The organism is Streptomyces sp. NBC_00454 (genome assembly GCF_041434015.1).
Lineage (GTDB): Bacteria > Actinomycetota > Actinomycetes > Streptomycetales > Streptomycetaceae > Streptomyces.
This window is the reverse complement of record NZ_CP107907.1, coordinates 6,209,269-6,232,761: the sequence shown is the minus strand read 5'-3', so window position 1 is coordinate 6,232,761 and position 23,493 is coordinate 6,209,269. Positions and strand designations below refer to the sequence as shown.

Here is a 23,493-nt window from a genome sequence, read left to right as displayed (position 1 = left end):
GATTCGACAGGTAGTAATTAGATGAATCCCCGACTAAATTCCCGTCAATAAACCCTTCTCGATTATTTCGATTTGATAACTCCGCCGCATCAAAGGCCTGGACCTTCACCTCAAGAGAAGCTCAATTGCCTTGATTTCGCAGGGAATTGAGTGTTCGTCAAATCAGACGGACAGGTAACGGAATGATTTCTTGAGGCGCACTCCCGTTTGTCCGAATTCTCCGCCGCATCCGTCTGGCAGGCTTCCGCGCACCCAGTCACTCCGATTACGAGTTGAGGTGCGCATGACAGGACGACGCAGACGGCGGGAACACCGGCGCAGACCACGCCGGTTCATACTTCTCACCGCCGCCACCGCCACGGCGGCGGTGATCGCCGCCGGCATCGCCTACTCCGGAATCGGCGACGGCGCCCAGGCCGCGGCGCCCGCCCGGGCCTCGGGAGCCGCCGCGGACGCCGCACCGGCCGCCGCCCCCGCACGGGACCAGGATCCGGACCCGCTCGCCGGCGCACCCGCCAACGACGGCGGGCGCGGCATGGTCTACGACGGGCTGCAGCCCGCTCCGAAGGGCGACCGGTGCGTCGGCGTCTACCGCACCGGAGCCGGCCTGTGCACCCACGGCCCCGACGCACCGCCCACCGGTGTGGACATCAAGAAGGACATCGCCCCCGCCGTCGCCACCAAGGCCGCGGCCGCCGATCCGGCCCGCCCCGCGGCCGAGGACCCGGCACCCGCGCAGGACGGCGGGCGTCCTCAGGACGCGCCCGCCGCCGACGCCGGGGCCGCGAAGACCGCCGCCGCCGCACCCGCGCCGGGACCCTCGGCCGCCGCTGCCGACACGGCCGTCGCCGCGGGCCCCGCGGGCCAGACCGTCCAGTGCGACGGCGACGGCAGCACCGGAAACCGCGTCCAGGTCGCGTACGTCCACGGCCCCGGCCGGGACCGCTACTCGGAGTACGCGGCCTCGTTCCGCAAGTGGGCGGCCGATGCCGACCTCATCTACTCGACGAGCGCCCAGGAGACGGGCGGCATCCGCCACATCCGCTACGTGACGGCCGCCGACTGCACGCCGACCGTGCTCGACATCGAACTCCCCGACGCGGCACTGTCCGAGTTCAGCGCGACCAACGCCGCACTCGCGGCGAAGGGCCTGGACCGCCGGGACCGCAAGTACATGCTCTTCGCCGACACCCAGGTCTACTGCGGCATCGGCACCTTCAACGGTGACGAGCGGCCCGGCCAGGCCAACCAGAGCAACTTCGGCCCCTCCTACGGGCGTACGGACTCGGGCTGCTGGGGCGGCCACACCGCCGCGCACGAACTCGGCCACAACCTGGGCGCGGTCAACAACAGCGCCCCGAACACCAGCCGCGGCGCCCACTGCACCGACGAGTTCGACGTCATGTGCTACTCGGACACCCCGTACTACCCGCAGATGCGCAACGTCTGCACCAACCAGGCCTCCGAGAACATCCTGGACTGCAACCACGACGACTACTTCCACACCAGCCCGAAGCCCGGCAGCTACCTGGCCACGCACTGGAACATCGCCGACAACCAGTTCCTGATGCGCGACAACGGCGGAGGCGGCACCGGCCCCGACCCGAAGCCGACCCCGACGCCCACCCCCACCGGCAAGCCCACGCCCACACCGACTCCGACTCCCACACCGACCAAGAAGCCCACCGGCGGACCGGCCGTGACGGCCGGTCAGGTCCGGTCCGACTCCGCCGTGGTGAGCTGGCCCAAGGTCGAGGGCGCCGCCTGGTACCAAGTCCTGCTGGGCGGCAAGCACCTGACCTGGACCCAGTCCCCGGTGCTGCGCATCTACAACCTGCGGCCGGACACCTCGTACTCCGTCTCCGTCTCCGTCCGCGACACCGCCGGCCGGGACAGCGGGGCCGGCCGGGCCACGACCTTCCGTACCCTGCGCACGGACGGCGGAACGACCACCCCCGGCATCCGCTACCTGCTCGGCAACGGCAGCACCGGCATGGCCGCCGAGCTGTGGGGCGGCCGCGACGCCGACGGGACCGTGCTCGTCGGGTCCCCCGCCAACGGCTACGCGCAGCAGCAGTGGTACTTCGACGACGCGGGCGGCGGGCTGGTCCGCATCCGCTCCGCGGCCTCCGGCAAGTGCCTGCAGCCGGGCGGCGCACCCGCCGAGGGCATGTGGGTCGCGCAGCGGCCCTGCGGCTCGGACGCCGCGCAGTCCTGGCGGCTGACCTCCCGCGGCGGCGCGGTGACCGTCGCGGACCCGGGCGGCGGCTTCGCCCTGACCGTGGGCAACCGGCCCTACTACGGGACCCGGTTGCTGGAACTCCGGCGCGCCGACGGCGGCGCGGGCCAGCTGTGGACCGTACAGAAGGCCGGCTGACCGGCTGAGCGACCCCCGACCGACCCGGCGGACGGCCGCGCCCCGCGGCCGTCCGCCGGCCCCTCACCCCACCCGGAGCACTGCGACGATGCGCATACGAACCGCTTTCCCGGCCGCCCTGGCCCCGCTGGGCGCACTCGGTCTGGTCCTGCTGTCCCCCGCCGCGGCGCATGCCCACGGCGACACCGTGAAGGTGGTGGTCACCGGCGAGCGCGCCGGCCACGTCACCGCCGACGTCACCTGGGAGAACGACGGAGACGCCGTCGACTCCGCGGTCGCCGCCACCGTGAACGCGGTCAGCGGCGACGGCACCCGCACCCTCGGCCCCTGGCGCCTGGTCCGCGATCCGGCCGCGCCGCCCGCCGGGTGGAGCACCGCCGAGACGCTGCCGCCCGGGTCCTGGAAGGTGAGCGTGGACGTCGGTTTCCCGGCTCTGGGCCACGGCGAACGCGAAGTGGCCGTACCCGTGGTGGATCCCGCGCCGTCCACCGCCTCGCCCTCCACCGCCTCGCCGACGGCCGCCGCCCCCGACACATCGCCGACACCCCGCACAGCGGCTTCCAAACCCACTCCGGCACCCGCGCCCGAGGCCGGCGCCGCGCGGGGCGCCGCCTGGTGGACGGTGGCCGGCGTGGCCGCGACCGCCCTGGCCGGCGCGGCGGTCGGCATACTGCTGCGCCGCCGCAGGGCCCGCCGGAGCTAGACGGCCTAGCTCCTCAGGAACGCCTCCAGCGCGGTGGCGAAGGCCACCGGGCTCTCGTGCGGCGGGTAGTGGCCCGCGCCGGGGAGCGGGTGGATCCGGCAGTTCGGGTACCAGACCTGCCAGGTGGCCCGCATGACGTCGGCGGTGAGCGCGAGGTCGTACTCGCCCACGAAGACCAGCACCGGGACGGTGTTGCCCTTCACGGCCGCGGACAGGTCGAGCGGCTGCCAGCTCGCGAGGTACGCCGCGAAGGCCTCCGGCCGGGAGACGGTGAGGGAGTGCTCGACCATCCGCTCCAGCCAGTACGGGCTCGCGCGCCGGCCGGTGACGAGGTCGAGGATGGCGCGGCGGTTCTCCGGGTGCTCGGCGGCCCCGTAGAACAGCGCGTGGGTCGCGTCGTCCATCTCGTACGGGCCCGCGGGGACCGGGTTGATCCCGGCCAGCTTCTCGATGCGTTCGGGGGCGCGGACGAGGACCTGCTGGGCGGCCTTGCCGCCCATGGAGTGGCCGAGGAGGGAGAAGGTGTCCCAGCCGAGCTCGTCGGCGAGCGCGAGCACGTCGTCGGCGATCTCGCCGAGGGTGTACCGGCCGGGAAGGTCCCGGCGGTCGCCGTAGCCCCGGTAGTCGAGGAAGGCGTACGAGAACTCGCGCGGGTCCAGGTACTCCAGCACGGAGCCCCAGTTGGCGGAGGTCCCGAACCAGTCGTGCAGCACGATGACCCGGACGGGACCGGTACCGATCCTGCGGTGGGCGATGGCCATGCGTTCTCCCTCGGTGACGGGGCACGGAAAACCAACTCCGTACCTCTGCCCACCGGGCTGATCGGGTACGCCCGCAGCCACCACCCGCAGGACCTTCCGGTCCTGGAGCGGCGGCTGCTGCGCGCACCGGACGAACGCGTCGGAAACGCGTCGCGTCAGACCGTCTTGATCGCCGGGTCCGAGACTCCGGTCGCGCCCGTCTCGACGTGGCCCGCGAAGCGGCGCAGGAAGGTGGTGTCCGCGTCGGAGACCACGTTGACGTCGTACCAGCGGGAGGTGGCCGTCAGGGCCACCGTGCAGGGGACCGTCGCGCCGGCCGCGACCCGCAGGGTCTGGGGCGTGCCGCCGTAGGTGTTGGTCACGGTGAGGTTGACCGCGGCGGTTCCGCCGTTGGTCAGGGACAGGACCAGGTTGCCGGTGGTCCCGTCGTGGCGGGCCGTGACCTCGGGGCCGGCCTTCTTCGCCGGGCCCTTCCAGGTGCGCAGGAACCCGTTCGGGCCCCAGACCGTGAGGTTGATCTGGTTGCCGGTGGAGCTGCTCGTGCTCCAGGTGTCCGCGAGGGTCTTGCCCGCCTCGACGGTGTAGGGCCACGGGCCGTCCGTACGGTTGCCCGAGGTGCTGTGGAAGTGGGCGCCGAGGGAGGGACCCGAGGAGAAGGTCAGGGTGAACTTGCCCGTGGAGACCGTGGCCTTGCCGTCCACGTAGGGGACGTAGCCCAGTGCGCGCGTCGGCTTGCTGCCGGCCTCCTGCTTGGGCAGCGTGCCCGTCGCCGGCGGGACCGGGTGGTAGGAGGCGTGGGCGTTGTGGTCCGCCGGGACGTACGCCGCGGTTGAGGGCAGGGCGGCGGGCGAGGCGTCGGCCTTGGAGAAGTCGAAGGCCGAGGTCAGGTCGCCGCACACCGCGCGGCGCCACGGGGAGATGTTGGGCTCCTGCACGCCGAACCGCTTCTCCATGAAGCGGATCACCGAGGTGTGGTCGAAGGTCTCGGAGCAGACGTAACCGCCCTTGCTCCACGGGGAGACCACGATCATCGGGACGCGCGGGCCGAGCCCGTACGGACCGGCCGTGTAGCTCGAGTTGCCCGCGAACAGGTCCTTGGAGACGTCGGCGGTCGACAGGCCCCACGCCGAGGAGGCCGGCGGGTACGGCGGCACGACGTGGTCGAAGAAACCGTCGTTCTCGTCGTAGGTGATGAAGAAGGCCGTCTTCGCCCAGACGTCGGGGTTGGCCGTCAGTGCGTCGAGCACCTGGGAGATGTACCAGGCGCCGAAGTTCGTGGGCCAGTTCGGGTGCTCGCTGAACGCCTCGGGCGCCGCGATCCACGAGACCTGGGGCAGCGTGCCGCCCACGACGTCCGCGCGCAGCTTGTCGAAGTAGCCTTCGCCCGCCTTGGCGTTGGTGCCCGTACGGGCCTTCTCGTAGAGGGCGCTGCCCGGCTGGGCGTTGCGGTAGTTGTTGAAGTACAGCAGCGAGTTGTCGCCGTAGTTGCCGCGGAACGCGTCGCTGATCCAGCCCCAGGATCCGGCCGCGTTCAGGCCGTCGCCGATGTCCTGGTAGACCTTCCACGACACCCCGGCCGACTCGAGGCGCTCGGGGTAGGTCTTCCAGCCGTAGCCGGCTTCCTGGTTGCCGAGGACCGGGCCGCCGCCCACGCCGTCGTTGCCCGTGTAACCCGACCACATGTAGTAGCGGTTGGGGTCGGTGGCACCGATGAAGGAGCAGTGGTAGGAGTCGCAGACGGTGAAGGCGTCGGCCAGCGCGTAGTGGAACGGTATGTCGTTGCGCGTCATGTACGACATGGTCGTGGTGGTCTTGGCGGGCACCCACTTGTCGTACTTGCCGTTGTTGTACGCCTGGTGGCCGCCGGCCCAGTCGTGGTTGAGGCCCTCGACGAACTGCATGCCGAGGTCGTTGACCTGCGGGTGGAAGGGGAGGATGTCCTTCGTCCCGTTGGACTGGTAGAAGACGGACTTGCCGTTGTCCTGCAGGACGGGACGCGGGTCGCCGAAGCCCCGTACGCCCTTCATCGAGCCGAAGTACTGGTCGAAGGACCGGTTCTCCTGCATGAGGACGACGATGTGCTCGATGTCCTGGATGGTCCCGGTGCTGCCCTGCGCGGGAATGGCGGCGGCGCGCGCGATGCTCTCGTTGAGCATCGCGGCGGCGGCCGTGCCGCCCGCGATCTGCAGGAACCTGCGGCGGTTCAGTTCTGCCATGGTGTCGACGACCTCTGGGGGGGGGAGACGGTGAGGATGTGCCTGGGGGCGCCCCAAGAACAGCGGCCCCGGGGTACCGGTCGGCATTGCTTTCGTGACAGTGGGCCGTACACCTGGAGAACGGAAGGCCTCGTCACACGGTTCATGCCCCACTGGCCGATTCCCGCCACGGCGCGCGACTGGCGTCACAACGCCCAGCTCACGGCGGAGTTCGCCTCCGCGGCGCGGCCCGACCCGCGCACCCCCGGACGCGCGACGGGCCCCGACTCCGGCCCGAGCACTCATGCTCGGGGCCGGAGCCGGGGCCCGTGGAAGCGGTCCTCAGCCCTCGGTGGGCGTCAGGCGCAGGGAGATGGAGTTGATGCAGTAGCGCTGGTCCGTGGGGGTGGGGTAGCCCTCGCCCTCGAAGACGTGGCCGAGGTGGGAGCCGCACTTCGCGCAGAGGACCTCGGTGCGGATCATGCCGTGCGCGGTGTCCGCCTTCAGTTCGACCGCCTCGGAGTCCTTGGGGTCGAAGAAGGAGGGCCAGCCGCAGTGCGACTCGAACTTCTCCGTGGAACGGAACAGCTCGGAGCCGCAGCCGCGGCAGGAGTAGACGCCCTCCGTCTTGGTGTCCGTGTACTCACCGCGGAAGGCGGGTTCGGTGCCGGCGAGGCGCAGCACCTGGTACTCGGACGGGGTCAGCTCCGCCTGCCACTGCTCGTCGGTCTTCTCTACCTCGTACGACATGACCACTCTCCCGCTTTCCCGCTCTTCCCAGAGCCGTCAGTTCGCCAGTCGGGCCAGGATGACCGGCCCCAGGTCCGTGACGTCGCCCGCACCCATGGTGAGAACGAGATCGCCGGGCTTGGCCATTCCCGCGATGACGTCGGCCACGGCGTCCTTGTCGTGCTCGGGGGTGACGTCGGCGCCCGCCGACCGGGCGGCGTCGATGATGATCTCGCTCGTGACCCCGGGGACCGGGTCCTCGCGGGCGGGGTAGATGTCGAGGACCACGGAGGCGTCGGCGAGGGCCAGGGCCTGGCCCATCTCCTTGCCGAGCTCCTGGGTGCGCGAGAAGAGGTGGGGCTGGAAGACGACCAGGATGCGGGAGTCCCCGGCGGCGCCGCGGATGGCCTCCAGGTCGGCGGTCATCTCGGTGGGGTGGTGCGCGTAGGAGTCGATGACCTGTACGCCGGCTTCCTCGCCCTTGAGCTGGAGGCGGCGCTTGACCCCGGTGTACTTGCCGAGGGCGGAGGCCAGGTTGTGCGCGGGGATGCCGAGCGCGACACCGGCGGCGAGGGCCGCGACGGCGTTGTGCGCGTAGTGGCGGCCGGGCACCGAGACGGTGAAGGTGAGCATCCGGCCCTGGACGACGACCGTGACCTCGCTGGTCAGCCCGCGCGGGGTGATCTTGGTGATCTGGACGTCGGCGCTGTCCTCCTCGCCGTACGTGACGATCATCAGGTCGGGGTTGCCGCTGACCCTCCCGGCGATCTCGGCGGCGCCTGCCTGGCCGTCGGCGACGACCAGGGTGCCTCCGGGGGCGATCCGGCCGACGAAGGTCTCGAAGGACTCGTAGATCTCCTCCATCGACGCGTAGTTCGCGTGGTGGTCGAGCTCCGCGTTGAGGATGATCGCGACCTGCGGGGCGTATTTGTGGAAGCTGCGGTCGCTCTCGTCCGCCTCGGCCACGAAGATGTCGCCCTCGCCGTGGTGGGCGTTGGAGCCCGGGGCGTCCAGGTCGCCGCCGATGGCGTACGAGGGGTTCAGGCCCAGCGCCGACAGGGACACCGCCAGCATCGAGGTGGTGGTGGTCTTGCCGTGGGTGCCGGCGACGGCGATCGAGCGCAGGCCGTCCATCAGGCCGGCCAGGGCGTCGGAGCGGTGTACGACCGGGATGCCCAGCTCGGCGGCGCGGGCCAGCTCGGGGTTGTCGGCGCGGATGGCGCTGGAGACGACCACGCAGCTGGCGTCGTCGGCGAGGTGGCCGGCGGCGTGCCCGATGTGGACCGTGACGCCGTGGGCGCGCAGCGCCCGGGCGGTCTCGGAGTCACGGGAGTCGCTGCCGGCCACCTTCGCGCCGCGCTGCGCGAGGATCTTCGCGATGCCGGACATGCCGGCTCCGCCGATGCCGATGAAGTGGGGCCGTTCCATGGCGGTCGGCAGGCCGGGCTTCATTCAGGTAGCTCCAGGATCGAGTGCGTGCGGACGGCCGGACGCGGAGATCCGGCCGCCTCCACCCTATTCGCTGTGGGCGAAGAGCTTGAGCACCGGAACGCCGACCTTGTGCCGCGCCCGCGAGGCCCAGTCGCGGTGGAAGAACTCCTCCACGTAGTGCGGGGCGGTCAGGACGATCACCTCGTCGGCGCCGGTCTCGTCCACGACGGCCTGGAGCTTGTCGAGCGGGTGGTCCTCGATGATCTGTCCGACGGCCTTGGCGCCCTTCTTGCGCAGGGATGCCAGGGAGACCTCCAGGGCCTGCGCCGCCGGTCCGCGGGCGGCGTCGCCCTCGGGTTCGTCGCCTTCGTGGATGGCCTCGCTGAGCTCACCGAGCGCTACGTCGTCGATGGCGCGCAGCAGCCGGTCCCGGTCGCCGCGGGGTTGCATGAGGACGACAAAGGAGACCGCTTCGTCTCCGTGGAGGGTGGTGACGAAGTCCACGTCGACCGGGGTCAGCGGCTGCTCGATCATCAATACGCTCGTGAACACGGACGCCCTCTCCTTCGTGTGCCGAGGCCGGTCGGCCGGCCCCTGCGGAAACCATCCTGCCCCGCTGTCGCACGGGGCCCTGCGCGGGTATACCTGCCCACTTATGTGCCCAGCGGAAGCTAAGCGGAACGACAAATTCCGCTACCCGGTCAGATCCGACGGTAACGCGTGAAGAGAAACCCGGCCTCTTCCAGTACGCAGGCCGGCGCGAGCCGGTGCGGAACCGTGACCGAAGGCCCGCCGGAGATCCGCTGGGCGTCACCGGCCGTGAGCACCGGCGCGATCGTCAGGCACAGCTCGTCCAGCGCGTCGGCGGCCACGAACTGGCCCAGCAGCCGGGGCCCGCCCTCGGTGAGCTGGCGGCGCAGCCCCCGGGCCGCGAGCTCCCGTACCGCCCGGGCCGGGTCCACCCCGGTGCCGTCGCCGGCCACCACCACCTCGGCCCCGGCCGCGGCGGCCTCGGCCACCCGGTCCGCGGGTGCGGCGGCCCCGGTGACCACCAGGGTGGGCACGAGCGGGGAGGTGAACAGGGGCAGCGAGAAGTCCAGGTCCAGGCTGGCGGTGATCACGGCGATGACGGCGGCAGGGCCCTGACCTGCCGCCGTGCGACGAGCGGCGAAGGCCTCCCGGGCCCGTGCGGGGCGGTAGCCCTCCTGGCGAACCGTTTCCGCGCCGACGACCACCACATCCGCCAGCGCCCGCAGGGTGCCGAAGATCCGCATGTCGGTCTCGCCGGAGATCGGCTGCGAGCGCCCCTCGTGCTGGGCCGCGCCGTCCAGGGTGGACACCATGTTGGCCCGCAGCCAGTGGCCGCCCGGGCCCGTCTCGGGATACGCGTAGGCCTCCGCGAGCTCGTCCAGCGACCACTCCCGGTCGGTCTGGTCTGCTGATGTCTGATCGGTCACAGGGAACAGGCGTCGCATCGGTGCAGTGTGCCACGCCCCGTAGAGTTAAGAGCTGTGTCAACATCACTCTCGCCTTCAGCACCGGCCTCCGGGCGGCCTCCGATAGCCGACGCCGGCCCGCAGGCCCTGTGCGCCCGTGAGCCCCGGGTGCCCGCCGAACGGCTGGTGGCCGAGATGGTGCCGCCCCCGCGTTTCGACTCGGTGCGCTTCGACACCTACAACCCGGATCCGGCCCAGCCGAGCCAGTCCGAGGCCGTCACGGTCCTCGCCGGCTTCGCCGCGGGGCTCGGCGGAGCCCACGCCACGGGCGCCGGAAAGCGCCGCTGGTTCTCGAAGAAGCCCGCCGCCGTCAGCGCCCCGCGCGGGGTCTACCTCGACGGCGGCTACGGCGTCGGCAAGACCCACCTGCTCGCCTCCCTCTGGCACGCCACCCCGGCCGAGCCCGCGCTCAAGGCCTTCGGGACCTTCGTGGAGCTGACCAACCTCGTCGGCGCGCTCGGCTTCCAGCAGACCGTGCAGACCCTCGGCGGCCACCGTCTCCTGTGCATCGACGAGTTCGAGCTCGACGACCCGGGCGACACCGTCCTCGTCTCCTCCCTGCTCAGCCGCCTGGTCGAGCAGGGCGTGGCGCTCGCCGCCACCTCCAACACCCTGCCCGGCAAGCTCGGCGAGGGCCGCTTCGCCGCCGCCGATTTCCTCCGGGAGATCCAGGGCCTCTCCGCGCACTTCCGGCCGCTGCGCATCGACGGCCAGGACTACCGCCACCGGGGCCTGCCCGAAGCCCCCTCGCCGTTCTCCGACGAGCAGGTGGCCAAGGCCGCGTACGCCACCGAGGGCGCGAGCCTCGACGATTTCCCCGGGCTCCTCGACCACCTGGCGCGGGTGCACCCCAGCCGCTACGGGGCCCTGACCGACGGGATCACGGCCGTCTGCCTCACCGACGTCGGCCCGGTGCCCGACCAGTCGACGGCGCTGCGCCTCGTGGTCCTCGCCGACCGCCTGTACGACCGGGAGATACCGGTCCTGGCGTCCGGTTCCCCCTTCGACAAGCTCTTCAGTGAAGAAATGCTGAACGGCGGCTACCGCAAGAAGTACTTCCGGGCCATCTCACGGCTCACCGCGCTGGCGCGCGACGCGAAGCCCCTGGTGTCCCAGTAGGTTTGGGGACGCCGGGCCGTCTCAACGGCCCGGCCTTATCCGCCTTCGTGAAGGGAACCACCATGGCCACCACGCGTTCTTCCCACACCGTCTGGGAAGGCAACCTGCTCAAGGGCTCCGGCGTCGTCTCCCTCGACTCCTCCGGCCAGGGCTCGTTCGACGTTTCCTGGCCCTCGCGCGCCGAGGCCGCGAACGGCAAGACCAGCCCCGAAGAGCTGATCGCCGCCGCGCACTCCAGCTGCTACTCGATGGCCCTCTCGCACGGTCTGGACGGCGCGGGTACGCCTCCCACCCGGGTGGAGACCAAGGCCGATGTGACGTTCCAGCCGGGCGAGGGCATCACGGGCATCCACCTCACCGTGCGCGCCGAGGTCCCCGGCCTGGACGCCGAGGCCTTCGCCGCCGCGGCCGAGGACGCCAAGAAGAACTGCCCGGTCAGCCAGGCCCTGACGGGAACGACGATCACCCTGAGCGCCGAGCTGGTCTGATCCGAGACCGGCCCCATTCGGGGCCGGCTCCCTCATCCGCCGGGCGGGCCGGATCCGGCCCGCCCGGCGCTTGAGGGCCGACCCCGTACCCCCGGGCGAGGGGTCGTCGGGCGCGGCGGGCGCAAGGGCGGTGGGCCGGCGTGGTACCACGGGGCCTTCGAAGGTCCGCCCCGCCGCCCGGAGTTGCCGATGAACCTCAGTCGACGCAGTCTGATGGCGGCCGCCACCGTCTCCTTCGGCGGAGCCCTCGGCGCACTGTTCTCCGGCGCCGCCCCGGCCCCCGCCGCCGCCCGGGGCTACGGCCCCCTCGTGGCCGACCCCGCCGGACTGCTCGACCTGCCCGCCGGGTTCGGCTACCGGGTGCTCTCCCGGGCCGGGGATCCGCTGCGCTCCGGCGAGGGCACCGTCCCCGCCAACTGCGACGGCATGGCCGCCTTCGCCGCCGGGGACGGCCGCGTCCGGCTCGTGCGCAACCACGAGAACCGGACCACGGCGGCCCTGCGGGTCCCCCTCGTCGACGGGCTCACGTACGACCCGTACGCCCTCGGCGGCTGCACCCTCCTCGAACTCGCTCCGGACGGCCGGGTCCTCTCGGAGCGCGTCGCGCTCGCCGGTACAGCCGTCAACTGCGCGGGCGGCCGTACCCCCTGGAACACCTGGCTTTCCTGCGAGGAGACCGAGGACCGGGCGGGCACCTCCGGCTACGGCCGCGACCACGGCTACGTCTTCGAGGTCGACCCCACCGACCCCCGCCGCTCCGGCGCGGTCCCGCTCACCGCGATGGGCCGCTTCGCGCACGAGGCCGTCGCCGTGGACCCGTACCTGGGGGTGGTCTACGAGACCGAGGACGCCTTCGTCGAACCCTTCGGGCTCTTCTACCGCTTCCTGCCCGCCCGCCCCCTCGGCGGCCCCGGCTCGCTGCGCGCGGGCGGTGCGCTGGAGGCCATGCGCGTCCCCGGACTGCCGAACCTGGCCGTGGTGGACCGGCCCGGAGCCGAGTTCCCGGTGGAGTGGGTCCCCGTACCGGATCCGTCCGCGTCCGGGACCCCGATCCGGCTCCAGGACTTCGGCCCCGGCGGGATCACCCACGCCCAGAAGCTGGAGGGCTGCTACTGGGGCGGCACCGGGGTGCACTTCGTCTCCAGCTACTCCCGCACCCGCGAGGGCTCCCCCGCCGAGCACCACGGGCAGGTCTGGTTCTACGATCCGCTGCGCGCCCGGCTCCGCCTGGACGTGGTCTTCGGCCCGGCCACCGACATCCAGCTGCCGGGCGACTCCCCCGACAACATCTGCCTGGCCCCGGACGGCGGCCTGATGGTGTGCGAGGACGGCGGCGGCGCGCAGTACGTCTTCGGCGTGACCCCGGGCGGCGAGGTCTACCCGCTGGCCCGCAACGCCCAGGACATCGGCAGGCCGGGGGCGCCGGAGTGGGGGGAGTTCGCGGGCGTCACCTTCTCCCCGGACGCCCGGACCATGTACGTCAACGCGTACGCGCCCGGGACCACCTTCGCGGTGACGGGCCCCTGGCACTGACGCAGTACGGCCTTCCGGCCCGCCGGGCCCGGTCTTTCGCCACCTCGCGGTGCCATCCGATCTGTTGGAGGATCGGATGGAGTCGACGGGATCGAGGTAGCCAGCGGTGGCCAAGAAGGACAAGGACGGCGGGAAGCCGGACAAGGCAGCGAAGGCGGAGAAAGCCGAGAAGGCGGCCAAGCGGGAAAAAGCGGCCAAGGACACCAAGCCTCCGAAGCCCGCCAAGGACACCAAGGGCGAGAAGGCTGCCAAGCCCAAGCCGCTCTCCCTCCGCGAGCTGCTCCGCATCTCCGCCGAGAGCCCCAAGGCCCCCAAGGGCGCCCGCAGGACCGGTGGCCACGGCGGCTTCGGCAACCCCCTCGCCCCGCTGCTGCGCGTCCCCTCCGGCGAGCGCGTGGACCTCGGCGCGTTCCACCCGGGCGCGACCCCGGGCGGTCCCACCGACAAGGCGGCCGGCGTGGCGGCCACCGCCCAGATGGCCGAGCAGCTCGCCGACCTCCAGGAGCGGCTCTACGCCGCCAGCACCGCCGGGGACCGGCGCCGCGTCCTCCTCGTGCTGCAGGGCATGGACACCAGCGGCAAGGGCGGCACCGTCAAACACGTGATCGGCCTGTTCAACCCCTCCGGCTGCCGGATCAAGGCCTTCAAGGCGCCCACTCCCGAGGAGCAGAACCACCCCTTCCTCTGGCGCATCATGAAGGCCCTCCCCCAGCCGGGCGAGATCGGCATCTTCGACCGTTCGCACTACGAGGACGTCCTCATCGCCCGCGTCCGCGAGCTGGTGCCGCGCAGTCAGCTGGGCCGCCGCTACGCGCAGGTCAACCGGTTCGAGAAGTCCCTCGCCGACGACGGCGTGAGCGTCGTGAAGGTCTTCCTCCACATCAGCTACGAGGAGCAGCGCAAGCGGCTCCTGGAGCGGCTCGACAACCCCGAGAAGCACTGGAAGTTCAACCCGGGCGACATCGAGGAGCGCGCGATGTGGCCCGCGTACCAGCAGGCCTACGAGCTGGCCCTGGAGCGCTGTTCCACGGACGCCGCGCCCTGGTACGTCGTCCCCTCGGACCGCAAGTGGTACCGCAACTGGGCGATCAGCAAGCTGCTCCTGGAGCACCTGGAAGGCCTCGCGCCGCAGTTCCCGAAGGGTGACTTCGACGTGGAGGAGTGCCGTGCGCGTCTGCTTGCCACATAGTCAGATATTTTGCGTATGTGACCATCTCAGTGCGTAAGGCGGCCGCCGTCGCGGCCGTCGCAGCTCTCAGTGCCGCCCTCACCGCTTGCGGGGGCGGCACCGGCGCGTCGAACACCGGCAGCCAGGCCCGTATGGGCACCTCCGCGACCCCCTCGGGGTCCGCCTCCCCGCAGCCGGGCTCCCCGAGCCCCCAGAGCGGCCAGCCGGGCACCCCGCAGGCCGGCGCTCCCGGCAAGGCCCCCACCATGGCGCCCGGCCCGAACGGCCTGACCCCCGTCTTCGAGCGCGCGAAGCAGCGTACGGACAAGACGGTGGCGCTGACCTTCGACGCCGACATGACCTCCGACCAGGGGCCGCGCGCGGCGAAGGGCGAGCACTTCGACAATCCCCAGCTGATCTCCACGCTGCGCACGCTCAAGGTGCCGTCGACCGTCTTCATGACGGGGCGCTGGGCCGAGGAGTACCCGGACCAGGCGAAGTCCATCGGTACCGATGCGAACTTCGAGATCGCGAACCACTCCTACAGCCACCACGCCTTCAAGGCCCCCTGCTACGGGCTTCCCACCCTCGACGAGGCCGGCGCGCGGGCCGACGTGGACCGGGCCTTCGAGGCGTTCCGCAAGGCGGGGGCGGTCAACACCGTCCCGTACTTCCGCTTCCCCGGCGGCTGCTACGACGACCAGGCGCTGCGCGCCATCTCCACGGCCAAGGTGACGGCCGTGCAGTGGGACGTGGTCAGCGGGGACGCCTTCGCGAAGGATCCGGACGCGGTGGCCGAGCAGGTCCTGTCCGGGGTGAAGCCCGGCTCGGTCGTGGTCATGCACTGCACGCGCAGCGCGGCCCCGGTCACCGAGGAGGCCATCCAGAAGATCGTCCCGGAGCTGCGCAAGCGCGGCTACCGGTTCGTGAAGGTGTCCGAGCTCATCGGGAAGTGACCCCTGCGGTCGACCTCGGCGGTCAGCCGGAGCAGGCGGTGCGCTGCGCGTCCTGCCATTCGCACACCGGGCACAGCACGATGCCCGGTGTGGCGACCCCGTACTCGGTGGGCTTGCCGCACTCCAGGCAGTCCGCGTACGGCGGCCCCGCCACCCGCCCGGCCGGGGCCGCCGGGGCGGGGCAGTACGACGCGGACGACTCGCCCTGCTCGGGCCGGCTCTGCTCCGTCTGGTCCATGGGTACGAGCCTACCCAGCCGGGCCGTGGGGTGGCGCGGCCGGATCAATGGGCAGCGGCGGTCTCGGTGACCTCGCTCGGGCGGACGATGACGAAGCCTTCGCCGCTGAGCTTGAGCTGTACGGCCTCGCCGGAGCCGCCGCGGATCATCGAGCCGACCGACTGGGACCGGTGCAGGTTCGTCTCCAGCCGGGCGCTCCAGCCGACCACCGCGTCCGTGTCCACGTAGACCGGGGCCTGCGGGGTGACCGGGATGATGATCGGGTTTCCGTCGCAGACGACGGCGAGCTTCCCGGTGCCGGTGAAGAGACTGTTGAAGAGGCCTCCGCCCGTCATGCCGGCGCCCTTCACCATCTTGATCTCGTAGGAGAGCGTGGGGTCGAAGCACAGGACGTTGCGGCCGTTGATGGTGAGGGCGTCGCCGGGTTCGAACTCGACGACGAAGCAGTTGCCTGCCTGGTGCGCGAACCAGGCCTCGCCCTGTCCGCGCACGGACATCAGCGGCAGGCCCTCGCCGGTGACGGCGCGCTTGAGCATGCCGCCTATCCCCTGTCCCTTGCGCTCGAACTGGAGGTTGCCGCGGAAGGCGACCATCGATCCCTGGCGGGCGAGCATTTCACCGTTGACGGTGTACTTCACGGACTTGGCGTTCTGCAGGGTCATACCGGGCGCGGCAGACGGCTGGACCAGGTTCTCGGACGCGAACAGATCACTCTTCATGCCCGTGATCCTCGCCCGGCCCGGACCCCTCGGACATCATCCTGAAGGCGGATGCTGGCATCCTTGGCCGGATGAGCACCGAGCACACGCCCCACGACACCCACGTACCCGCCGTCGGGTCGGACAGCCCGTTCCGGCAGGAGCGGATCGCACGCGACGAGGCCCCGCAGTTCGTGCTGCCGCTGGTCGTGCGGATCGAGAAGGCCGAGCCGCCGACCCGCACGGACGCCCTGGAGACGGCGGCCCGCGCGGTGCTGGTGCTGCTGACGGACGAGCGTGCGGCGGGCGAGGGCGAGTGGGCCGAGGCGGTCCGGGACTGGCAGGACGCGCGGATCCGCAAGGTGGTCCGCCGGGCCCGCGGGGCGGAATGGCGCAAGGCCGGGACGCTGCCGGGTGTCACCGTGCACGGTGACATGTCGGAGGTACGGGTCTTCCCGCCGGTCCCGCTCGACGGCTGGCCCAAGGAGCTGGCCAAGCTCCAGGTGTCGGGCACCGACCTGGACGACCCGCAGCCGGCCGGTCCGGCGGAGGCCGGGCTGCCGGTGCTGTGGCTCAACCCGGATCTGGACATGTCCGCCGGCAAGGCGATGGCCCAGGCCGGCCACGCGGCGCAGCTGGCCTGGTGGGAGCTGACCGGGGCGGAGCGGACCGCGTGGCGCGAAGCCGGCTTCCGGCTGGCCGTACGGACGGCTCCGCCCGAGCGGTGGGCGGAGCTGTCCGGGAGCGGGCTGCCGGTGGTCCGGGACGCCGGATTCACGGAGATCGCTCCGGGTTCGTGCACGGTGGTCGCGGACCACCCGGCGCTGCGCGGGCGGCTCTGAAGGGTCAGTGAGTGGTGACGGAGGTGTGCACGGTCTTCGGGTCGACCTTTACCGGGATCGAGTACGAATGCCGGACGGGCTGCATGAGGGAATCAACAGCCGTGCCGAGCGAGTCCGGAGAGACACTTCCGGGCTTGATGACATCAGACGGGTACTGGTCGACCGTCACATTGAAATTCACGCCCGTGACGGCCTCGTACGAGCCGATGCCCGGGGCCGAAACGGTGTGCTGGCCGCTGATGCTGAACCCCTCGGGGAGTTTCCCGAAGGGCGGACCTCCGGGTCCCGCGTGGGATGCGGCCAGTGCCACGTCGTACACCGAGTAGGTGCTGCAGTCCTTGTTTCCGTCATTGTCATAGCCCTGCGTATTGCCTTCCCACGTCACCCAGCCCCCGTCGGCCTTCCGGAGGGAGCCGTGAATGCACTGCTTGAGACTCCCGTCCAGGTCCCCCGAGAGCTGGACCTTGCCGGTGCCGCTATTGCGGTCCATGGACATGTGCACGATGTCGTAGCCGTGCGGTGGCACCCAGACCGGCTGGGAGGACCCGATGAACTTTATGTCCTTGCTCGTCGTCGTGGAGTCCGACGACCCCCACGTGTAGGTCGTGGTGACGTCAGCGCCCCCCTTGATGAGACTGCCGAGCGTGAAACCGGCATTGAGGGTGTGCCCGGTACTGAATTGCTTGGTCACCGAGCTCGTGATGGAGGTGCCGTACTCCGAGTCAAAAGAAGTGGAATTCAGGAGTTGCCAGTTGGGAGTGTTGTTCGTCAGAGTCGAGGACGCCGAAATCCGGACACCTTTCTCCGTCGACACGGAGGCGTCACCCAACGCCGTCACCTGAAGGTTCTTGAACGTGAGCCCGGCGGTGTCGTCGGCTACCCCGTCGAACTTGGCACCCGTACCGGCCGGCCGGCAGCCCGCCCGGGTGCAGACGGAACCGTACTCCTGGGCAACACCCCAATTGTGGGCGTGATCGGCCTGCCGAGTCGCCCAGCCGCCGGGGTCGCCGTACTCCACGAAGCCGTCGGCCACCTCGGTGAGGGAGGAAGGATACGGCGGCCGGGAATCGGCATGGGCAACTCCGGGCCCCACGACGACCGCCATCACCACCGCGCCCGCAATCACTGCGGGAAAAGCGGTCTTCCTCTTTGATATGTGAATCTTCACGAATTCTCCGTCTCGGTCAGCTGCAGCGGATCTCAATACGCTGGAGGAATTCCGGCGAAATGGACGCTAGCACGCATTCAGCCGGAGTCCGGCGTCAATTGACGCCGCCCGCAGAGCTTTAACGAATTCCTTCCGTCAACGGCCGGCGGGGCCGGGCGCGGCAGGCATCGTCCCCGCTCGCCGGAGTCGCCGGAGGAGCCGGCCGGACCGGCCGGGAACCTCAAATGTTGCTCTGAACGTCCCCCTGGGCGGTTGGCTCGACTCCGTCGGGGCCATGACATCGGCAGAGAGACCGATGAGGGGGGCGAGGGGACATGAAGCCCATGGCACACCTGGGGGTGGGCATCGGGTGGCGGCCGGAGATCGCGGACGCCGTGGCGGGGCTGGAGGGCCTGGACTGGGTCGAGGTGGTGGCCGAGAACATCTGTCCGGGCCACCTTCCCGAGCCGCTGCTGCGGCTGCTCGACCGCGGGGTCCGTGTGGTCCCGCACGGGGTCTCGCTCGGAATCGGCGGCGCCGACCGCCCGGACCCGGAGAAGCTGGCCGCGCTCGCGGAGCGGGCGGTGGCCCTGGGGGCGCCGCTCGTCACGGAGCACATCGCCTTCGTACGCACCTCCCCGCAGGCGCCCGGCAGGGCGCTCGAAGCCGGACACCTGCTGCCCGTGGCCCGCACCTGGGACTCCCTGCACGTGCTGTGCGAGAACGTGCGGATCGCCCAGGACTCTCTGCCGGTGCCGCTCGCGCTGGAGAACATCGCCGCGCTGGTGTCCTGGCCCGGGGAGGAGCTCACGGAGGGCCAGTTCCTGACGGAGCTGGTGGAACGGACGGGCGTGCGGCTGCTGATCGACGTGGCGAACCTGCACACGAACCGGGTGAACCGGGGCGAGGACCCGGCCGCCGTGCTGGACGGGATCCCGCTGGAGGCGCTGGCGTACGTGCATGTCGCCGGGGGCGTGGAGCGGGACGGGGTGTGGCACGACACGCATGCGCATCCCGTGCCGGGGGTTGTGCTGGATGTTCTTGCGGAGCTCCGCTCCAGGGTGGAGCCGGCGGGGGTGCTGCTGGAGCGGGACGACGATTTCCCCTCGGGGGTGGAGCTGGCCGGTGAGCTGGATGCCATCCGGGGGGTGCTCGGTGGCCCTGCGGGAGCCGTCCCCGACCCGCCCTTCCACCGTTCCCCGGGCTCTGCCCGGACCCGCGCCTCAATCGCCGGCGAGGCTGGGTTGAGGTCCGGCGGGGCTGGGTTGAGGTCCGGCGGGGCTGGATCACTGGACGCCGGATCACTGGACAAGGCGCGGACGCGGGTCGGGATCGGGCAGGCCGCCCTGTTGTCGGCGCTGGTCGCGGGGACGCCCGTGCCCGAGGGGTTCGACCGGCAGCGGGTACGGGTGCAGGCGCGGGCGCTCGCGGCCAAGCGGGCCGGGGTCGTGGCCCGGCTGGTTCCCGAGCTGCCCGGGATCCTGGGCGGCGAGGACGCGTACCGGGAGGCCTTCCTCGGCTATGCCCGGCACCGGCCCATGACCGCCGGATACCGGCGCGACGCGCTGGACTTCGCGGAACACCTGCTGATCAGGGACCTGCCCGCCGACCCCGCCGACCGGCGACGGCTCACTCTCTGGTGGCAGGACCGGGCCGGGGCGCGGCCGCCGCGCCGCATCGTGCGCTGGGCCCGCTCGCTGACGGCCCTCTCGCTGACGGGGAGAGCCGCATGAACCTCTTCGACTGGATCGCCGTCGCCGTCTGGGCCGGCGTCATCGTCTCCACCGTGATCCTGCGGCGCAGCGTGCCGCGCTCGCGGCAGCCCGCCCGCGACCCGGCTCCCCGGCTGCTCGACCTGTCCGAGGCCGCGTTCATGGCGGGCGGACCCGGCACGGTGGTCGACGCCGCGCTGGTCTCCCTGCTCTGCGACGGCCGGATGGTGGCCGGCGGGCCGGGCATCGTCCAGGTGCGCCCCGGGGTGCGGGCCACCGATCCCGCCGAGCGGGCCGTCCTCCAGGCCCACCAGAGCGCGCCCTCGGGGTGGCTCTACCAGATCCGCTACGCCGCCATGCGCGAGCCGGCCGTCCAGGAGACGGGCGACGCGCTGGCCGACCGCGGGCTGATCGCCCCGCCCGGCGACCGCCGCGGGCGGGGCCGCCACGGGGTCGTCCAGGCGGTGCTGTGCGGGGTGCTGCTGATGCTGTCCCTGCCGCTCACCTTCGTCGCCTTCGTGCTCCAGGACGGGCCCGGGCCCGGGTCCGGCTCCTTCCACCTGCCCTTCATCATCGAGGTGCTTCCCGTTCTGGTGGGCGGAATCGTGCTGGGCCTCAGGGGGGCCTACCGCTCCCGGCAGCGGATCACCCGGGCGGGGGCCGCGGCGCTGCGCGACATGCGCGCCCGCCACCGGGCCGACCTGAGCCCGTACGTGCAGACCTCGCTGTTCGGGCTGGGTGGACTGCGCGATCCGTATCTGCGCGGGCTGCTCCTGCCGGCGGCGCGGGACACCCGGCTGGCGGCGGCCCAGGCCCGTATCCGTTCGCGCGGTTCCGTGGGATCCGGCCACTCCACCCGCTCCAGCGGCTCGGAGACCGCCTGGGGGGCCGGAGCGGAGATGATCCCGGTCGTCTGGTGCGCGGGATCGGACGGCGGCGGATCGAGCGGATCCAGCTGCGGCTCCGGCGGTTCCGGCTGCGGGTCTTCGAGCAGCAGTTGCTCCTCGGGATCGAGCTGCGGGTCCTCGGGGTCCAGCTGCGGGTCCTCCAGCAGCAGCTGCGGGGGCAGCAGCTCCAGCAGTTCGAGTTGTGGCAGTTCGTCCAGTTCCAGTTGCTCCAGCAGTTCCTGACCGTCCATCACGGACCCGTCACGAGCTGCTCACACCTCGGCAGGGCCCTATCCCCGCGCTGCCACGTCTTGTAGAAAGCGGGCATGTTCTGGGTCCTGTTCCTCCTCTTGGCCTGGGCAGGGGTGCTGCTCGCGTGCACCCGCCTCCTGAGAGCCGCCGATCACGCCGCGGAGCCCGCCGGCAAGGCCGCCGCGCCGCCCGGTCGCACCCGCCACCACCACGAGGAGCTGAGCCTGTACGAGGCCGCGTACCTCGCCGGCGGCCCGCGCCGGGTGGCCGATCTGACCCTGCTGTCCATGCAGCGCCAGCGCCGGCTGCTGCTCGCGCACACCGGCTGGGCCACCGTGGTCGATCCGGTCGGGCGCGATCCGCACGAGCGCTCCGTACTCGGCGCGTTCGGGCCCGACGGGCAGGAGCAGGTGGTGTCCGTACGGACCGCCGCGGAACGGGATCCTGCCGTACGGGCCCTCGCGGACCGGCTGGGCGACGCGGGCCTCGCGCTGCGCGCCGAGGCCGAGCAGGGGGTCGGCGAGGGGATCCGGGCGGTCCGGCAGGCCACCTGGCTGGTCCTGGGCATGATGGCGGCGGCTCTGTGCGTACCGGCTCCGGGGACCACGACGAAGATGATCCTGTGCTGGTTCTCGCTGCCGCTGATCCTGACGCTGGGCTGCCTGGCCATAGCCCGGGCCGAGGGGCACGCGCACTCCCCGTGGGCCTCGCCCGCCGGGCAGCGGCTGCTGGTGGAACTGGCCCGGGAGCGCGGCGAGCAGGGTTCGCTCACCGCGGTGGCTCTACGGGGGCTGCGCGCGGTCACCGACCCGGAGCTGCGGGCGGCGCTGGCGTACGGCAGGCGGGGGCGGCAGCCGCGGCAAAGGAGGTACTGAGCGCGACACGGGGCGCCGATCCTGTACAGGGGCCCCGTCTGCGGATCTCATCGGACCATCCGATGAGACGAGGAACCCGCCATGCGGATGCGTGTCGCGCTGGCCGCCGTGGTGCTGGCCGTGTCGGTGCCGGGAGTCTGCGCCGGTCAGGCCGTCGCCCGGGCCGTCACCCCGCCCGGCGTCACCACCTCGCCCGGCCCCGCCGCCCCGCCCGGCCCCGCCGCCGGAATCACGGCAGGGACCGCGGCAAGGACCGCAGCGGGGCTCGCCGCCGAGGAGGCCGGCGCCGAGCTCGCCGCGCACCGCGCCGCGGCCACGGCGGCCGCGCGGCCCTCCGGGGACCCTCTGGAGTTCGGGCCCTGCGCCGCCGCCGAAGGGCTCGGCCCCGCCGTGCGCTGTGCCACGCTGCGGGTGCCGCTCGACTACGCGCGGCCCGACGGGGAGCAGATCGGCATCACCGTCAGCCGGGTCCGCGCCTCCGGACCGGCGGCCCGGCAGGGGGTGCTCGTGTACAACCCGGGCGGGCCCGGCGGGAACGGGATGTTCTTTCCGCTGGTCGCCGACCTGCCCGAGTGGCGGCGGATCGGGGCCGCCTACGACCTCGTCGGCTACGCCCCTCGCGGGGTCGGCCGCTCCGGTCCCCCGCTGTCCTGCCAGGACCCGGCCGAGTTCGCCCGTACCCCGACCCGGGGCCCGTCCGCCGTGCCGGACGCCGCCGAGAAGCGCGAACGCCTCGCCGCCGCCCGCCAGTACGCGCAGGGCTGCGCGCGGCGCACCGGCCCGGACCGGCTCGCGCACTACACGACCCTGAACAACGTCCGCGACCTGCACGTGCTGCGCGCCGCGCTCGGCGAGGCGAAGCTGAACTTCATGGGGGCCTCGTACGGCACCTACCTGGGCGCCGTCTACGCCACGCTCCACCCGGCCCACGTCCGCCGGATGGTCTTCGACTCGGCCGTCGACCCGGATCCCGCCGACGTCTGGTACCGCAACAACCTGGCTCAGGGGCCCGCGTTCGAGCGCCGGTGGGCCGACTTCCGTGCCTGGGTGGCCCGTCACGACGCCTCGTACGGGCTGGGCGCCACCGCCGGGGCCGTGCAGTCGAGTTACGACCGGGTCCGGGCCGCGCTGGCCCGCGAACCGGCGGGCGGGGTCGTCGGCACCGGGCAGCTGCACTCCGCGTACCTCAGGGCCGCCTACTACGACGAGGTCTGGCCGGACCGGGCGGCGGCGCTGTCGGCGTTCCTGCGCGGCGATCCGGCTCCGCTGATCGCGCTCGCCGCCCCGGACCCGGCGGCCGCCGCCGAGGGCGAGAACGCGACGGCGGTCTACACGGCGACCTTGTGCAACGACGCCCCGTGGCCCACCGACTGGGAGACCTGGGACCGCGACAACACCGAACTGGCGCGCACGGCCCCCTTCGAGACCTGGGGCAACGCCTTCCTGAACCTGCCCTGCGCCTCCTGGCCGGTGCGCGAACGCCAGCGGCCGGTGGACGTGGGCGCAGCGGCGGCCGCCGCGCTCCCCCGTACGCTCGTCGTCGCGGCCGAGCGGGACGGCGCGACCCCGTACCCGGGCGCGCTGGAGCTCCAGCGGCGGCTGGGGGCCGGGGCGGCGCTGGTGACGGAAGAGGGGGCCGGCACCCACGGAGTGGTCGGTGGACGCAATGACTGCGTGGACCGTCACGTGGAGCGGTACTTGCTGACGGGGGCCACCGCGGGGTGGCGCGTCGGGTGTGCGCCGCATCCGGAGCCCGCACCGGTGTCGCTGGACGACCGGGCAGCGACCGCCCCGGGGCACCCCAGGGCACTGCTGCCGCCAGTCGTCTGAACTTCCGGGCGGGATCTCCGGCTGCGTCGATTCGGGGGCAGGGCCTCCCGATCACC

Annotated in this window: 21 protein-coding genes; 12 read left to right on the top strand and 9 right to left on the bottom strand. The window is 72.1% G+C overall.

The genetic code is table 11. The features are described 5' to 3' along the window. Nucleotides 1–283: 283 nt before the first annotated feature. Nucleotides 284–2,377, top strand: coding sequence for an RICIN domain-containing protein (locus tag OHU74_RS28580; protein ID WP_371618520.1), 2,094 nt, complete (start codon nt 284–286; stop codon nt 2,375–2,377). Nucleotides 2,378–2,465: 88 nt separating this feature from the next. Then, nucleotides 2,466–3,080 (top strand): hypothetical protein, encoded by a 615-nt coding sequence (locus OHU74_RS28575; RefSeq protein WP_371618519.1) that lies wholly within the window; start codon nt 2,466–2,468, stop codon nt 3,078–3,080. A 5-nt stretch (nt 3,081–3,085) separates the two neighbouring features. On the opposite strand, the gene OHU74_RS28570 is transcribed toward OHU74_RS28575, so the two are convergent. The 6 genes from OHU74_RS28570 to OHU74_RS28545 form a co-directional block, all read right to left on the bottom strand. Next, nucleotides 3,086–3,841 carry an alpha/beta fold hydrolase gene (locus tag OHU74_RS28570; RefSeq protein ID WP_371618518.1) on the bottom strand — a complete coding sequence of 252 codons (756 nt, stop codon included), beginning with the start codon at nt 3,839–3,841 and terminating at the stop codon, nt 3,086–3,088. Between the two features lie 155 nt (nt 3,842–3,996). Beyond that, the gene (locus tag OHU74_RS28565) at nt 3,997–6,057 is read right to left on the bottom strand and encodes a phosphocholine-specific phospholipase C (RefSeq protein ID WP_371618517.1); all 2,061 of its coding nucleotides are present in this window, start codon (nt 6,055–6,057) and stop codon (nt 3,997–3,999) included. Nucleotides 6,058–6,378: 321 nt separating this feature from the next. Then, nucleotides 6,379–6,786 carry a peptide-methionine (R)-S-oxide reductase MsrB gene (gene msrB / locus OHU74_RS28560; RefSeq protein WP_371618516.1) on the bottom strand — a complete coding sequence of 136 codons (408 nt, stop codon included), beginning with the start codon at nt 6,784–6,786 and terminating at the stop codon, nt 6,379–6,381. Between the two features lie 36 nt (nt 6,787–6,822). Then, nucleotides 6,823–8,217, bottom strand: a complete 1,395-nt coding sequence (gene murC, locus OHU74_RS28555; RefSeq protein ID WP_371618515.1) for a UDP-N-acetylmuramate--L-alanine ligase — start codon at nt 8,215–8,217, stop codon at nt 6,823–6,825. A 63-nt stretch (nt 8,218–8,280) separates the two neighbouring features. After that, the gene (locus tag OHU74_RS28550; protein WP_371618514.1) at nt 8,281–8,748 is read right to left on the bottom strand and encodes an indole-3-glycerol phosphate synthase; all 468 of its coding nucleotides are present in this window, start codon (nt 8,746–8,748) and stop codon (nt 8,281–8,283) included. A gap of 149 nt (nt 8,749–8,897) precedes the next feature. Next, nucleotides 8,898–9,671, bottom strand: a complete 774-nt coding sequence (locus OHU74_RS28545; RefSeq protein ID WP_371618513.1) for a pyrimidine reductase family protein — start codon at nt 9,669–9,671, stop codon at nt 8,898–8,900. Nucleotides 9,672–9,755: 84 nt separating this feature from the next. Here OHU74_RS28545 and zapE point away from each other — a divergent pair, with 84 nt between their 5' ends. From zapE to OHU74_RS28520, 5 genes are all read left to right on the top strand, one after another. Next, nucleotides 9,756–10,811: a cell division protein ZapE gene (gene zapE, locus OHU74_RS28540; protein WP_371619836.1), complete on the top strand. Its 1,056-nt coding sequence runs from the start codon at nt 9,756–9,758 to the stop codon at nt 10,809–10,811. 62 nt (nt 10,812–10,873) lie between these two features. Then, nucleotides 10,874–11,299, top strand: coding sequence for an OsmC family peroxiredoxin (locus tag OHU74_RS28535; protein WP_351826445.1), 426 nt, complete (start codon nt 10,874–10,876; stop codon nt 11,297–11,299). A gap of 189 nt (nt 11,300–11,488) precedes the next feature. Next, nucleotides 11,489–12,832: an alkaline phosphatase PhoX gene (locus OHU74_RS28530; RefSeq protein WP_371618512.1), complete on the top strand. Its 1,344-nt coding sequence runs from the start codon at nt 11,489–11,491 to the stop codon at nt 12,830–12,832. 367 nt (nt 12,833–13,199) lie between these two features. After that, nucleotides 13,200–14,021, top strand: coding sequence for a PPK2 family polyphosphate kinase (locus OHU74_RS28525; RefSeq protein ID WP_371619835.1), 822 nt, complete (start codon nt 13,200–13,202; stop codon nt 14,019–14,021). 17 nt (nt 14,022–14,038) lie between these two features. Next, nucleotides 14,039–14,956: a polysaccharide deacetylase family protein gene (locus OHU74_RS28520; RefSeq protein WP_371618511.1), complete on the top strand. Its 918-nt coding sequence runs from the start codon at nt 14,039–14,041 to the stop codon at nt 14,954–14,956. A 22-nt stretch (nt 14,957–14,978) separates the two neighbouring features. On the opposite strand, the gene OHU74_RS28515 is transcribed toward OHU74_RS28520, so the two are convergent. Further along, nucleotides 14,979–15,194, bottom strand: coding sequence for a hypothetical protein (locus tag OHU74_RS28515; RefSeq protein ID WP_371618510.1), 216 nt, complete (start codon nt 15,192–15,194; stop codon nt 14,979–14,981). 44 nt (nt 15,195–15,238) lie between these two features. Then, a complete protein-coding gene (locus tag OHU74_RS28510) occupies nt 15,239–15,913 on the bottom strand; it encodes an AIM24 family protein (protein ID WP_371618509.1) in 675 nt (224 codons plus the stop codon). A gap of 71 nt (nt 15,914–15,984) precedes the next feature. On the opposite strand from OHU74_RS28510, the gene OHU74_RS28505 reads away from it, so the two are divergent. Further along, on the top strand, nt 15,985–16,734 hold the full coding sequence (locus OHU74_RS28505) for a peptidyl-tRNA hydrolase (protein WP_371618508.1): 750 nt from the start codon (nt 15,985–15,987) through the stop codon (nt 16,732–16,734). Between the two features lie 4 nt (nt 16,735–16,738). Here the strand turns inward: OHU74_RS28505 and OHU74_RS28500 are convergent, their stop codons facing one another. Next, on the bottom strand, nt 16,739–17,902 hold the full coding sequence (locus tag OHU74_RS28500; RefSeq protein ID WP_371618507.1) for an ETX/MTX2 family pore-forming toxin: 1,164 nt from the start codon (nt 17,900–17,902) through the stop codon (nt 16,739–16,741). Between the two features lie 314 nt (nt 17,903–18,216). On the opposite strand from OHU74_RS28500, the gene OHU74_RS28495 reads away from it, so the two are divergent. The 4 genes from OHU74_RS28495 (at nt 18,217) to OHU74_RS28480 (ending at nt 23,437) form a co-directional block, all read left to right on the top strand. Next, nucleotides 18,217–19,614 carry a DUF692 family multinuclear iron-containing protein gene (locus tag OHU74_RS28495; RefSeq protein WP_371618506.1) on the top strand — a complete coding sequence of 466 codons (1,398 nt, stop codon included), beginning with the start codon at nt 18,217–18,219 and terminating at the stop codon, nt 19,612–19,614. Continuing rightward, nucleotides 19,611–20,723, top strand: coding sequence for a TIGR04222 domain-containing membrane protein (locus OHU74_RS28490; RefSeq protein WP_371618505.1), 1,113 nt, complete (start codon nt 19,611–19,613; stop codon nt 20,721–20,723). The genes OHU74_RS28495 and OHU74_RS28490 overlap by 4 nt, the downstream gene beginning before the upstream one ends. Before the next feature lie 83 nt (nt 20,724–20,806). Continuing rightward, nucleotides 20,807–21,607, top strand: coding sequence for a TIGR04222 domain-containing membrane protein (locus OHU74_RS28485; protein WP_371618504.1), 801 nt, complete (start codon nt 20,807–20,809; stop codon nt 21,605–21,607). Nucleotides 21,608–21,694: 87 nt separating this feature from the next. Further along, nucleotides 21,695–23,437 carry an alpha/beta hydrolase gene (locus OHU74_RS28480; protein WP_371619834.1) on the top strand — a complete coding sequence of 581 codons (1,743 nt, stop codon included), beginning with the start codon at nt 21,695–21,697 and terminating at the stop codon, nt 23,435–23,437. The last annotated feature ends 56 nt before the right edge of the window (nt 23,438–23,493 follow it).